Annotated in this window: 9 protein-coding genes; 5 read left to right on the top strand and 4 right to left on the bottom strand. The window is 70.9% G+C overall.

Going from position 1 to position 13,327, the window contains the following annotated elements; all coding sequences use genetic code 11:
* Positions 1 to 332 precede the first annotated feature (332 nt).
* Positions 333 to 3,713 (top strand): S8 family serine peptidase, encoded by a 3,381-nt coding sequence (locus ABZ809_RS09765; protein ID WP_357562053.1) that lies wholly within the window; start codon positions 333 to 335, stop codon positions 3,711 to 3,713.
* On the opposite strand, the gene ABZ809_RS09760 is transcribed toward ABZ809_RS09765, so the two are convergent.
* The 3 genes from ABZ809_RS09760 to ABZ809_RS09750 form a co-directional block, all read right to left on the bottom strand.
* Complete coding sequence (locus ABZ809_RS09760) at positions 3,695 to 4,771, bottom strand: hypothetical protein (RefSeq protein WP_357562052.1); 1,077 nt, start codon at positions 4,769 to 4,771, stop codon at positions 3,695 to 3,697. The two genes, ABZ809_RS09765 and ABZ809_RS09760, sit on opposite strands and share 19 nt — an antisense overlap.
* A gap of 204 nt (positions 4,772 to 4,975) precedes the next feature.
* Positions 4,976 to 5,641 carry an NPCBM/NEW2 domain-containing protein gene (locus tag ABZ809_RS09755; protein ID WP_357562051.1) on the bottom strand — a complete coding sequence of 222 codons (666 nt, stop codon included), beginning with the start codon at positions 5,639 to 5,641 and terminating at the stop codon, positions 4,976 to 4,978.
* A 160-nt stretch (positions 5,642 to 5,801) separates the two neighbouring features.
* Positions 5,802 to 7,832 (bottom strand): hypothetical protein, encoded by a 2,031-nt coding sequence (locus ABZ809_RS09750; RefSeq protein WP_357562050.1) that lies wholly within the window; start codon positions 7,830 to 7,832, stop codon positions 5,802 to 5,804.
* A gap of 148 nt (positions 7,833 to 7,980) precedes the next feature.
* Between ABZ809_RS09750 and ABZ809_RS09745 the strand changes: the two genes are divergently transcribed.
* A complete protein-coding gene (locus tag ABZ809_RS09745; protein ID WP_357562049.1) occupies positions 7,981 to 9,186 on the top strand; it encodes a hypothetical protein in 1,206 nt (401 codons plus the stop codon).
* A 79-nt stretch (positions 9,187 to 9,265) separates the two neighbouring features.
* Here the strand turns inward: ABZ809_RS09745 and ABZ809_RS09740 are convergent, their stop codons facing one another.
* Complete coding sequence (locus ABZ809_RS09740; protein WP_357562048.1) at positions 9,266 to 9,676, bottom strand: hypothetical protein; 411 nt, start codon at positions 9,674 to 9,676, stop codon at positions 9,266 to 9,268.
* Positions 9,677 to 9,871: 195 nt separating this feature from the next.
* On the opposite strand from ABZ809_RS09740, the gene ABZ809_RS09735 reads away from it, so the two are divergent.
* From ABZ809_RS09735 to ABZ809_RS09725, 3 genes are all read left to right on the top strand, one after another.
* Entirely contained in the window at positions 9,872 to 11,218 is a 1,347-nt protein-coding gene (locus tag ABZ809_RS09735) for a hypothetical protein (RefSeq protein ID WP_357562047.1), read from the top strand.
* Positions 11,219 to 11,605: 387 nt separating this feature from the next.
* Positions 11,606 to 12,595 (top strand): DUF2330 domain-containing protein, encoded by a 990-nt coding sequence (locus ABZ809_RS09730; RefSeq protein ID WP_357562046.1) that lies wholly within the window; start codon positions 11,606 to 11,608, stop codon positions 12,593 to 12,595.
* 55 nt (positions 12,596 to 12,650) lie between these two features.
* The gene (locus ABZ809_RS09725) at positions 12,651 to 13,205 is read left to right on the top strand and encodes an RDD family protein (RefSeq protein WP_357562045.1); all 555 of its coding nucleotides are present in this window, start codon (positions 12,651 to 12,653) and stop codon (positions 13,203 to 13,205) included.
* The last annotated feature ends 122 nt before the right edge of the window (positions 13,206 to 13,327 follow it).

Raw genomic sequence — 13,327 nt, 5'->3', positions numbered from 1 at the left:
GTGTGCGCGGTGCTGGCCAGCGCGGTCACGTCCGCCGCGACCGCCGACCAGGGCACGGGATCCGGAGCGGACCAACGGATACCACCGCTCTCACGTGGCTGGCATCGATCTGGGCGTACGCCATCGGTCGGTCACCGGTGCGGGCGCCGCCCCGGACGGCCACCCGCGCCGGTGGCGTCTTGACGCCAGTGGCGTCAAGACGTCGATCACCAGCGCTTACTCGCGGATGAGAATCCTCCTGTCGTCACCAACCGGCGCTCGGCCGTCTGATGAACGGAGTCTGGGTGTACCACGCGAAACAGAACCCATCACCGAACAGGGCACGGGCGGTCGTGTCGCTGCTGACCGCGCTGACCCTGGTGATCGGGCCGGCCTCGGCCAGCGCCGCTCCCCCGCCGGCAGACGCGGCACCGTCAGCCGACCGGAGCCCGACCGCGTCGGCTCCGACCGCCACCACCGTCACGCTGCTCACCGGGGACCGGGTGACCGTACGGACGCAACCCGACGGCATGCTCGCCGGTGACGTGCAGCCGGGGCCGGGCCGCTCCGACGTGCTGTTCGTCCAGCAGTCCGGGCCCGGATCGCTCACCGTGGTCCCGGCCGACGCCCATCCGCTGATCGCCAGCGGGAAGCTCGACAAGCGGCTGTTCGACGTGGCGTACCTCGTGGAGCACGGCTACGCCGACGGCGTCCGGGCGGGGTTGCCGCTGATCGCGACGTACCGGCCCGGGACGCGTGCCGCCAGCACGAATGCCGCGCAGGCACTCTCCACCCTGGCCGAGCCCCGGCGGTCACTGCCCTCGATCGACGGCGGCGCGTTCGAGGTACCCAAGGCGGAGGCCGCCACGTTCTGGGGCACGCTCACCGGCTCCGGCGCACGGGGTGCCGCGACGCGGACCACCGCCGCGGCGCAGCCGCTGGACGGCGTCCGCAAGCTCTGGCTGGATGCCAAGGTGACGGCGTCGCTGGAAGTCAGCGTGCCGTACATCGGCGCGCCGGCGGCCTGGCAGGCCGGGCACACCGCGTCCGGCGTGACCGTCGCGGTGCTCGACACCGGCTACGACCCCGCCCACCCCGACCTGGCCGGAGTGGTCACGACCGCTGTCGACTTCACCGGCACCAGTCCCACCGCCGCTGACCGGCACGGGCACGGCACCCACGTGGCATCGATCATCGCCGGGCGGGGAACCGCCTCCGGCGGAAAGCACGTGGGCGTGGCCAGGGGCGCGAAGCTGGTGGTCGGCAAGGTGCTGGGCGACACCGGCGAGGGCCTGTTCTCGCAGGCGATGGCGGCCATGGAGTGGGCCGCCCGGGAGACGCCGGCCAAGGTCATCAACATGAGCTTCGGCGCGATGGACACGCCGGAGGTCGACCCGGTCGAGGAACTGGTCAACCGGCTCACGGCCGAGACGGGCAAACTGTTCGTCGTCGCGGCCGGCAACCACGGCCCGCGACCGTTCACGCTCGGCACGCCGAGCACCGCCGACGCGGCGCTGAGCGTGGCCAACGTGAGCACCGGCGACGCCCTGGCCGAGGGATCCAGCCGTGGGCCGCGGCTGGGCGACCGCGCGGTTAAGCCCGACATCGCCGCCCCGGGCACCGCCATCGTCGCCGCCCGGTCCGCCGGTGTCCACCCGAACGGCAGCGACGTGATCGACGACTGGTACCTGCGGGCCGGCGGTACCTCGATGGCCTCGCCCCATGTCGCCGGAGCGGCCGCGATCGTTGCCGGACAGCACCCGGAGTGGGACGCGGCCACCCTCAAGGCGGCACTGACCAGCACCACGGCCGCCCTACCGGAGCAGTCACCGTACGAGGTCGGTGCCGGCCGGGTGGACGTGGCCCGCGCGGTGTCCGAGACGTTCGTGGCCACCCGGTCGTCGGTGTCCTTCGGGTTCCTCCGCTGGCCGTACACCGACCCGCAGCCGCTGTCGGAGGAGATCACGTTCCGCAACGACGGCGCCAGCCCGGTGACGGTGGACCTGCGGATCGACGCCACCGCGCAGGACGGTACGCCAGCGGCCCCGGGCACGTTCACGGTGTCCCCGCAACAGCTCACCGTGCCGGCGCACGCGACCGGCTCGGTCGTGGTCACCTTCGAACGTGGCGCCGCGGATCCCGGCACCTACGGCGGGGTCCTGATCGCCGAGTCGTCCGACGGGGCGCACCGTGCCCGGGTCGCCCTCGGCGGCACCAAGGAGCCGGAGAGCTACGAGGTCACGTTCCAGGCGCTGGACCGCACGGGGCAGCTACCGCCCGAGGGCGCGCTCTTCGACTACCTGGCTGTCTTCAACCACGACACCGGTGACGTTCTAGAGATCGACAACGGCGACACGGTACGGCTCCCCGTCGGACGCTACGGCGTCTACTCGTACCTGACCACGAACCGGGCCGGCACCTGGGTACCGTCCGTGTCCATCCAGGCGTACCCGGAGGTGAAGATCGACCGTACGACGACCGTCACTCTCGACGCCCGGCAGGCGCAGCGGGTGAGCTACACGGTCGACGACCGGCCGGACGCGAAGCTGCGGCACCAGTACCAGCACGCGATCTTCAGGCATCCGGCCACCTCGGCGCACTCCTACTCGTCCTGGACGACGAGCCTCGCCGGGGACCTCTTCGACGAGGTGTACGTCGGCGGCGCCAACGACTCCGACGGATTCGGATTCGCCTCGTCCGCCCGCCTCACCGACAGCGCCGGCAACGCCTACAACCTCACCTTCCCGTCCGAGCGCCGCGTGCCGGACGTCGACTTCCACGTCACAGCCGCCGGCCTGGGCCGGGTGGACGGCACCTACCGGGGCCTCGGCGGCCAGTCGCAGGTCAGGGTCGGGTTCCTGCCGGTCTACTTCGACCGGTACCTGTTCAACCTGACCCAGAACCTCACCGTGCCCAGCACCCACACCGAGTACTTCAGCCCGGGCATCCCCTTCCACCAGACGGTCGAGCCGCTGGTCTGGACACCGCTGCGCAGCATGAAACCCGGCGAGCGCCGCAGCGAGACCTTCCTGGCCGGCGTCATCGGCCCGTCGTTCGCGGCGGCACCACCGGCGATCTTCCAGAACTACGGTCCGTCCCGCCCGCACTGGGCGTACCGGTCCGGCGACACCATCGACGTCCACCTGCCGATGCTCGTGGACTCCGGCGCCGGGCACGTCCCGGCCATGCTGACCGGCACGCCGATCGGGGGGACCGTCAAGCTGTTCCGCGACGGCACGCTCGTCGGCGGGAACAGTTCGCAGCCCGCCGGCTGGTACCGGGTACCGGCGGACCCGGCGGAGTACCGGCTGGAGGCATCGCTCACCTGCGACGTCGTCTACTGCCAACCGACCAGCCCGGCCGCCTCGTCGGTGTGGACGTTCCGGTCGTCGCACACCGGAACAACGGCCCCGCTACCGCTGATGGCGGTCCGCTATGCCCCGGTCCTCGACGAGCTGAACCGGGCACCGGCCGGAACCTTCTCCTTCCCCGTGTACGTGGAGCACCAGCCGGGTTCGGTGAAGAACAGGACGGTTCGCGAGCTGACGATGGAGGCGTCGTTCGACGACGGAGCGACCTGGACACCGGTCAGCGTGCGCCGGCACGGCAACGACTGGACGGCCCAGCTCGCCAATCCCGGTTCCGGCACCGTCTCGCTACGGGCGGTCGCGGTCGACCGTTACGGCAACAGCGTGCGGCAGACCGTCCTGCGCGCCTACGGCGTGTCGTCCTGATCCTCGGAACGGAACCGAGGTGAGTTAGCGGTCATGGCGGGCGGGTCGATCCAGCCGAGTTGCGAGGCTTGCCACCCAAGCTGCATCCGACTGGTGACACCCGCCCGGTCCATGAGCTGGCGCACCCGCCGTACGACGGTGCGCTTGCTCATGCCCAGGTGCCGGGCGACCGCCTCGTCGGTGTTCCCGGCGAGGAGAAGGGTGAGCAGGCGGCTGTCCTCCGACGCCAACCCGCCGCCCACGTCGGTGTCGCAGGCCGCACCGACGATGCCGTCGAGCGGGAGCGCGGACAACCACATGGTCTCGAACAACGCGATGAGTGCGTCCAGCAGCGAACAGCGGTGCACCAGCAACGAACTGGCCGCGCTCCCGGTGAGCAGCGGGACCAGGGCGATGCGGCGATCGACGATGCCCAGCTTCAGGGGAACCCGGTCGACGACCCTGGCCTGCTCCCCGGCCAGCATGTCCCGGCGAACCACCTCGAGCAGGTAGGGATCGTCGAGCATCTGCCGGGCGTAGATGCAGCGGTAGCGGACGCCCTGGGAGAGCCGCTGCAACTCGTGGGTTTCCGGCGCCTCCACGGTGCCGAGGTACGGCGGCGCGTTGACCCACATGACGTCCGTCGTGGCCTGGTGGTTGAGCTGCACGGTCATCCGTGGCACCAGTTCCTGCGGGATGACCTCGACGAGAGTGCTGGTCTCACCCGCGTCGACCGCGCTCCGGTACTCGTGTGCCAGCTTCGCGAATTCGGCCCGGGCCGCATGCAACTGGGCCATCCGCTGCTGGATCAGCGCCTCGCCGACGACGTCGGGCGGCATGGCGACCAGGCGGTGGGGGTCGCGGGCCTCGAACAGCAGTCCCTTCTCCGCGAGGGCGGCGAACGTCCGGTCCGCCGCGCCGCGCTCCTGCCCCAGCAGCGTCCGCAGCTCGTCCGGCCTCAGCTCACGTACGCTGGCGAGCGCCTGATATGCGCGAATTTCGAGCGGACCGAGACCGAGCAGCGCCAGCCCCGAGGGCTCCGTTGTGCCAGGTGGGGCGGCGGAGGTGTCACTTTCCACGGGCAGAGACCCTAGCCGGTCGCGGAGTCCGCAGATGATCTTGTGAGGGTTGTCGCTGGCGAAACAGGTCGAACCGGTTACTCCAGCGGTATCAACAGCAGGCGCACGCCGTAGCCGGCCAGGGCCAACCCGGCGACGCCCGACAACACGTGCCACCAGTCCCGGAAGTCCACTTCCGCCTACTACCCGGAAGTCGGGCCGCGCTCACCGGCGTAGCTGGGGGCCGATCCAGACGCCGATGCTGTCGCGATGACACTGGTTGAGGTTGGTGGTGCTGACCCGCAGGGACACCTGGGTGGCGTCGCTGATGTCCACCTTCACCGGGCGGGTCCGTCCGAGGCCGACCGAGGTGGTGAAGACCTCCTTGCTGTCGGCGAGCACGGTGAACCGGAGGGCCCCGGCCGAGGACTCGTCGGCGATTCCCACGGCCGCCTCCAGGAGCCGGAACTGCCGGCTGACCACGAACGTGACGGTGAAGTGGTCGTTCAACCAGCACGGTGAGGTGGTCAGCACCGGATCGCGCAGCTTCCCGGCGACGATCAGCGGCTCCTGCTCCCAGCCCTCGAAGTCGTCCATCTCGGCCATGTCGACCAGCGGAAGCACGTCGGGCTGGGCCGGCCGCGAAGGAGAGGCCGCAGGCGCCGCGAGGGTCGGGGCGGGACGCGCCCCGGTGCTCGTCGCCGGCGCGGTGGACTGGGGCTGCGCAGCCGATGGCGTGCCCTGCACCGGTGCCGCGGCACCGCTGCCGCCGCGATCGCGGGTCAGCTCCCACACGACGGGAATGGCCGCCGCGACCACAGTGGCGACAGCGGCGATGACCGCCCCGATGATCGCGGGATGGGACGAGCGACGCCGCCTCGGATTAGCCACGGCTAGATTATGGCAACGCCACGCACGGTGGGCTCAGCCCTTGGCGGTGGGTGTGCCCGTCCTGGTCACGGCGTCGCGAAGGCGGCGGCGCCCTGGCGGACACGCGTGCCGGGTGAGGGCTTCCCGCACCCGGCACGCGTGTACGCGACCGGTCACCGCGTCACGAGCAGGGCTTTCCCGCGCAGACGTCGATGACCTTGCCGGTGAGCAGGAACACCGCCTTCTGTTTCTGGGCGCCGGCCTGGGCGCGCGGGAACTCGTGCGAGTCGGCGCCGTACTCCGGTCCGGCCGGGGCGAGGTTCGTCGGCGGCGGTGCGTACGCCGCGCCGCTGTTCCAGACCACGATCGCCGAGCCGGTGTACGGATACCTGCGGATCGGCGCGACGCCCCAGTACGGCCGCACATCCGGTGACCAGCCGGCGGCGAGCGCGGGGGTGTGCAGGCGGGCGCCGATGGTGCGCGCCTGGACCTCCGCCGCGGCGGTGGAGACCTGCTGGTCGCCGAAGGCCACGTGCATCAGCACCTGGTGCGCAGGGGTGCCCGGCAGCGGCCGGTCGGTCATGTGCTGGGCGTACCCGTTGGCCTCGGAGCGGTCCCACAGCATCTGCAGCAGCCCGAGGATCAACTGCTGGTCGACCTTGTCCGGGTAGTAGCCGTCCATGATCGTCTGGAACGGGGCGAAGGCCACGCTGCGTTGCAGCAGCGTGGAGTAGTTCATCGCCGGCACGCCGAGCACCGACCGGGTCCAGTCCTGGGCGATGGCGGTGAGCGCGCCGCCGTTGATGCCGCCCTGGCTGTTGCCGTCGTAGTGGAGCCCGCCGGCCACGTTGATCAGCGGCCGTCCGGTGGCGTCCCGGAACGCCGGGTGGGCGGCGAACCCGCCCCGGTGGATCATCGTCCGGCCCAGGAAGAGGAAGTTCAGGAAGCTCTGCTGCAACCGGTCCACCACCGCGGGAAACGCGCTGAGGTTGGTGAAGGCGCCGCCCACGTAGGGGACGTCGGCGGCCGACATGCCGATCCAGCTGGTCGCGCAGAAGGTGAAGTCGTACGTGTTCGACATCGTCTTGACGTTGCCGGCGTTGATCTCGGTGGGCTTGCCGAGCAGGCCGTGGCCGTAGAGCGAGAGGTGTGCCGGCTTCGCGGCGGAGGCACTGCGCGGGATGTTGCAGACGAAGTCCGCCGCCACCGTGGCGCCGGACGGCGTGGGCAGGGCGTTCGGGGTCGGTGGCGTCCCGTCGCCGCCGGCCGGCCCGTAGTGCAGCCGGGAGCCGGGCCCGCCGTCGCCGGTCAGGTAGGACGGCACGGCGATGGTGCCGGTCACCTGCCGGGCGATCAGTGGCTCCTGCTCCGGCGGGTAGTCGGTCACCTGGCTGACGGTGAACGACGGCGCGGCCCGGCGGAGGGCGGCGAACGCGCTGTCCCGGACCGCCAGCATCCGCCCGGTCAGACCGTGCCGGCTGGCCACGGTGAAGTCCCAGGCCAGGTAGAGGCTGTGCCGCTTGACGCCGGTCCTGGTCAGGTCGGCGAGGATCCGCTTCATCTGCGGGACGCGAGGGTCCCGGTGGCCGAGGCCGGCACCGGTCACGTACGCCGTGAACCCCTTCGGCGCCGGGATCAGCGCCTTGTCGCCGTCGCGCAGGCCGCGCAGGCCGACCACGTACCGGGTGCCCTCGGTCAGCGCCACCGCCGGCCGGATGATCAGCAGTTGCCGGTCCGGCTGGCCGGCCGCGTGCGCGTCCAGCTCGGCCCAGTACGGCGTGCGCTTGCCGGTCCGGGCGTCCAGCAGCACGATCGGCGCGTCCGGCGCCAGCGAGCGGCCGATGTCGGTGACCGGCGCGATCCCGGTCGCCGCGGCATCGAGTCCGGGCACGCGCACCAGGATCGGCGAGCCGGGGCTGAACCCGTCCTGCCGGTTCCATTCCGTCGGGTCGATCGGGATCCCCTGCGCGTTGGCGGGCATCGCGGAGGCCGCGATCCGCACCCGCTTGCCGGTGGGGCTGGTCCGGTCCGGCACGGTGAAGTAGTCGTTCGGGAAGGGCAGCAGGCAGGCCGTCGGGTCGATCGGGTCGCAGGCCTGCTGTCCGGCCGGTGCGGGAGTCGGTGGTGCCGCGGCGGCGGCCGCGCCGAGCAGGACGGCGCCTGCCGTCACCAGCACGGACACGGCGAGACGGAGCCGTCTGGGGGTGGTCACGCGCATCTCCTTTGACACGGGACGGTGGATCGATGCGAGATCAGTGGCGGTTGGTGGAGCGTGGTGTTCTTCCTACGCTCGTGGATGGATCTCGGCAAGGGGCGCCGCCCGGCTCGCTGCGGCGCCGCCGGGCTCCTAGCATCACCTGGTGCGCTCGTCGTCGCTCGTCGTCCTCCTCGTCCTCGGCGTCGCCGCGGCGGCCCTGCCCGCCTGCGGCTCCGCCGACCCGGATCCGACCGCCTGGCAGCCGGGCCCGTCGAGCACACCGGTGCCGCTGCCGGGCGGTGACCAGGGCGCCGCGCCGTCGGGCCGCTCCGGATTCGGCGGCCCGGGCGCCAGCGCGAGCCCCACGCCGGCCAAGATGTTCGTGGCGGGCAACCCGAACGGCGGTGCCGCTGTACCGGCCGAGGCACGGCCGGTGGACACCTCGAAGCCGACCCGGACCGTCGGCACCGGCACTCCGGCCGGCTGCACCTCGGCGGCGGTGGTCAAGGCCGTCGCGGCCGGCGGGATCATCACCTTCGACTGCGGGCCGAGCCCGGTCACGATCAAGATGACCGCCACCGCCAAGGTACGCAACGCCAACGGCCCCAAGGTGGTGCTGGACGGTGGCGGCAGGGTCACGCTGAGCGGCCAGGGGCAACGCCGGATCCTCTACATGAACACCTGCGACAGCGCCCAGGGCTGGACCACGTCGCACTGCCAGAACCAGGACCATCCGCAACTCACCGTGCAGAACCTGACGTTCGCCGACGGTAACTCCACCGGCGACAGGGGCGAGGGCGGCGGCGGCGGAGCGATCTTCGTCCGCGGAGGGCGGTTCAAGGTGATCAACTCACGCTTCGTACGCAACCGCTGCGACCGCACCGGCCCCGACCTGGGCGGCGCGGCCATCAGGGTACTCAGCCAGTACGACAACAAGCCGGTGTACGTGGTGGGCAGCACCTTCGGTGGCGCGGCCGGCCAGGGCGGCTCCTGCGCGAACGGTGGCGCGCTGAGCAGCATCGGCGTCTCCTGGGTGGTGCTGAACAGCGTGCTGAGCCACAACGAGGCGATCGGCCACGGCGCCAACCCGGCCAGGACCGGCACGCCTGGCGGCGGCAGCGGCGGCGCGATCTACTGCGACGGCAACGAGTTCACCGTGCGCATCGCCGGCACCATCATCGAGCGCAACAGGGCGAACGAAGGCGGCGGCGCGATCTTCTTCGTCAGCAACAACCGCACCGGCACCATGTCGATCGAGAAATCGACCCTACGTCGCAACCCGAGCGGCGCATTCGAGACGAAGGGCTACCCCGGCATCTTCTTCCTCGGCGCCCGCAACCCCACGACCCCCGGCTCCACACTCGGCTGAGCACGACACGTCGGACTCGGGCACGCAACCGGGCCGCCCGGCACGGGGCGGGAACGGTGATGGAGTGTGACGCGTTTCGTCACGAGGGGGTCGGCGAGTTCGAGCGACGGCCGCGAACAGCCTGCACGATGGCGACGGCGGCAACCGCGATCGCCGCGACGAGCAGCGCGACGATGAGCGGGTTCACATAGCCCGGAACCATGTCGACGAACTGGCTGCACTTGCGCTCCAGGGGCCAGTAGCGCAGTTGCCCGTACCGGCCGTTCCAGTTCCCGAAGCGACTGACGCACGTTTCGGCGAGGCTGGCCCAGAAGTATCCGACGTGCGCGAGTCCATAGAAGTAGACCTCGGCCGCGGCCAGCAGGAGACAGCCCGCCGCGCGGGCCCAGCGTCGCGACGGATCCGTCAACCGCCGAGTGCGCTTCCGGAACCCCTGAATGATCAGCGCAACGATGGGCAGGGTCAGGACCACGAGAAACAGTCCCAGCACGACGGGTCCTTTCAAATGCTGATTCCTGGCCGGCCCGAGGGCGCGCCACCCGACTGTCGTTGCCGGCGTCGAAGTCACCGACTCCGGCGGTGAGCCCGCCCCCGTCGAGCCGGAGGCCCGCCCCGACCCGGTTCATCCATCATGGACGAACCCCCAGGTTCCGAGGCGTCGTCGAGGTGCTTAGATCGTCGCACCATGAACGGGGAGGACGCCATGACGCGCGGCCAGGGGCAGTGGACGAGACGGTTTCGGGGCGCGCGCGGTGCGCTCGCGGTCGTACTGACCGCTACGCTGCTCGCCTCCGCCGGCTGCACGCCGGAGGAGAGGCCGGCCACGGCGGCGAGTGCGTCCGCCGCACCGTCGCCGACAGCGTCCCTGAGCCCGCACGACGCCGTCGAGGCCATGCTCAAGGCACAGGCGGAGGCACTGCTTCGCGGGGACGAGGCGGGCTACCTCGCCCCGGTCGACAAGAGCTACACAGCGTTGTACGGCCACTTCCGCAACCAGTTCAAGATCCTGCGGGCGCTGCGGATCTCCGCGTGGCAGATCATGATGGGTATTCCGGCCGTGTATCCGCAGGGTCCCGGGGCCGAGAAGCACAGGGTGCAACTGGACGTCGTCGTCTCCTACTGCTTCGCCACGCCGACCTGCCCACCACCGTCCCGGCTCACCTCTGACGCGGCGCAGTTCACCTACCGGCCCAAGGTCAGCCTGCGGGGCAACGGCTACCTGATCACCGGGCTCAACCAGCCGGCCACGGACGCCTACAGCCTGCGTCCGCTGCCGTGGGAGTGGGACAGCCTGGTCTTCCAGGACGGCGAGCGGGTCACCGTGGCCGCGCCTCCCGCCCAGGCCAAGCGGCTCGGCGAGGTCACCGCAGCCGCCGACCGCGCCGCCAGGATCACCGACCGGTACGCCGAGGTGGCCGGCCGCCAGCCGCCGCCGCGCTACGTCGTGTTCCTGGCCGGGAACAAGGAATGGAACAGGTGGCTGGGCGGACAGGACGCCAAGTACGCGGTCGGCTACGCCTACCAGTCCGGCAAGATCCGCAGCGACGTGGTGTTGAAGATGAGCGCCCTGGGCCGCAGCAACCTCGAGCCCGTCCTGCGCCACGAGTTCGGCCACGTGGTGACCTCGACCGGCTCCGACGACAGGGCGGCCGGGATCTACAACTCCAAGCAGTGGATCACAGAGGGAATCGCGGAGTACATCGAGTTCGCCCCGCAGGGCCCCACCGCCTCGGGCACCATGCGCGCGGTCCGCTCACACGTCCAACGGGGCAAGTGGGCGAGCACGATCGAGCTGGCGCCCCTGCCCGAATCGGCATCCGACGAGGCCGCGTCGGTCTTCTACGGGCTTTCGCATCTCGCCATCAGCTGCATGGCCAGCCGGTACGGCGAGGCCAACATGTTCCAGTGGGCGATGAACGCGCTGCACGGCGACCTGAACTACGACGAGGCGGCCGAGAAGCACTTCGGGGTGGGTTTCAAGACGGTCAACACCACCTGCACGTCGTACATCCGGCGCACCTTGAACCTGTAGCCCAGATCGTGAACAGCTACCGTCCAGCCGGGTCCGGAGGAAAGGCCGGCACAGGTCGGGGTCAGCGTCCCTGACCACGAGAGGGATGGCGGAGCACCGCCCAAAGCGAGGGACGTTCGTCGATTGGCCAGAGTCTGACAGTGTGATCCCTCGTAGGCCTCGCGCGGCCACGCTCCGGAGGTGACGCACACTGTGTCGACGACGCGACAGGAGGGTGCTGTGGAAGTCCCTGCAACAGGCCGGCCGGCGACCCGGTCGAAGATCGCCAAAAAGCACGATGGCCTGGCCGGACGGTGGCGCTCGATCAGGGTCGACCGCATGCGGCCGGTCGTGGCGACCGCCCGCCTGACAACCCGCATCGCAGTGGTTCTCGCACTCACTGTCACCATGTTGGCAGTCAATCCCGCGATCTCCGGTGCCTGCGCGTGTGGCGCGTTCGTCGCCAACGACAAGCTGCGCGCGTTGCAGGAGACCGCGTTGGTGGAGTTGACCGGCCGTACCGAGTCGATCACCCTCTCGGTGCAGACGCGTTCCGAGGCGAACCAGGCGGCCTTCCTGATGCCGGTTCCCGCGCGGGCCCGGTTCGAGGTGGCCGACGGGAAACTGTTCACCGAACTCGACCGGGTCAGCCGCCCGGACGTCGAGGTGCGGCGCGTCAGGGTGGACGGGGGTGGCGCGGGTGCACCCCCCGGGGCCGACCGGGGCGCCACCGTCGTCGACCACGTCGAGATCGGGCCGTACGAGGTCGCCCAGCTCGCCGGCACGGACGCCACCGCCGTGACCCGTTGGCTGGGCGACAACGACTTCACCCTGCCCGTCGCCCTCGAAGGCGCGCTCGGCCCGTACCTTGCGGAGGGCTGGCTCGTCGTGGCAGTGCGCCTGGCCCCGACCTCCGGCAGCCTCTCCGCCGGGCTGCCGCCGATGCGGCTGGTGTTCGAGACCGATACGCCGGTCTACCCGATGCGACTGTCGGCGACGGCCGAGAACCGGCAGCAGTTGCGCCTGTACGTACTCGCCGATCACCGGATGGACGTCAGTAGTCCGGCGCCCCAGGGCAGCGTTCCCGAGCTGACGTTCGCGGGCGAGGTGAAGCCGGACCCGCAATACCCGACGCTGTCCAAGGCGTTGGTCGGTCCGCGTTTCCTGACCCGCTACGACGGGGAGTTCAATCCGGCGCAGATCACCGACGACATCCGCATCACCCGCTCCGCGACCGACGAGCCCCACCGCGCGGTCGTGTTCGTCACGGAGTACGTCCGCTCGCCCTGGCCGATGCCCGCGGTGCCGCTGATCCTCCTGGGGTTGACGCTGGTCGCCGGTGCCGTCGTACTCGTGCGTCTTCGGTCGGCCAGGGCTCGACGGAGTGCTGCCGGATGACCTCAGTCCGGTTTCACCCGGTGAAGCTGTACCGACGACACGAAAGACGAGTGCTGTGACAGTCCGCGCAACAGGCCGGCCGTTGACCCGGCTGGAGATCGCCCAGGAGCACGCGGGGCGACTGTTCGGACCGCGCACCGCCGACCGGCTCGCGGCGTTCGACAACGGCACGCTGTACGTCCGGGCCGGTGAGGCAGCGCGGTTCCTGGCCTGGCTCATCGACATGACGGTGTTCGTGCTCGGTGTCGGCGCGGGTGTCGTCGTCCTCGCACTGGTGGCCGTCGCGAGGGGCCTCTCCGACGGGGTCGTCACCCTGGTGGCGATCTCGTTGTTCCTCGCGGTGCCGATGCTGTACGGCCTGTTCTACGGCAACGGCCGGGCGCTCGGGGCGGTCCTCACCGGCACCCAGCTCGTACGGGCCAAGGACGGTGGCCGAGTCGGCAGCAGGGCGTGCTGGGCCATGCTGGTCAGAACGCTGCTCATGCCGGCGCTGTTCTTCGCCGTGGTGACGGCCGCGCTGGGCGGCGCAGGAGGCGGACCCGGTTCGGTGACGAGGACCAGCATCGACCCCGCCGCCACCCGGCGGCTCCACGCCGCGGGCATCCGTTGACGTACGGCGGCGGATGACGACCGGGCGGGTCGGCCAGGGCACCTTGCCTGGCGCCTCGGGCCGACCTGCCCGGCTGAGTGGTGTCGTCACATGACGTGGATGAAGTTGGACCAGCCGTGCCC

The sequence above is a fragment of the Micromonospora sp. NPDC047074 genome, from assembly GCF_040643815.1.
Taxonomy (GTDB): domain Bacteria; phylum Actinomycetota; class Actinomycetes; order Mycobacteriales; family Micromonosporaceae; genus Micromonospora.
This window is presented reverse-complemented; position numbering and strand designations above follow the sequence as displayed.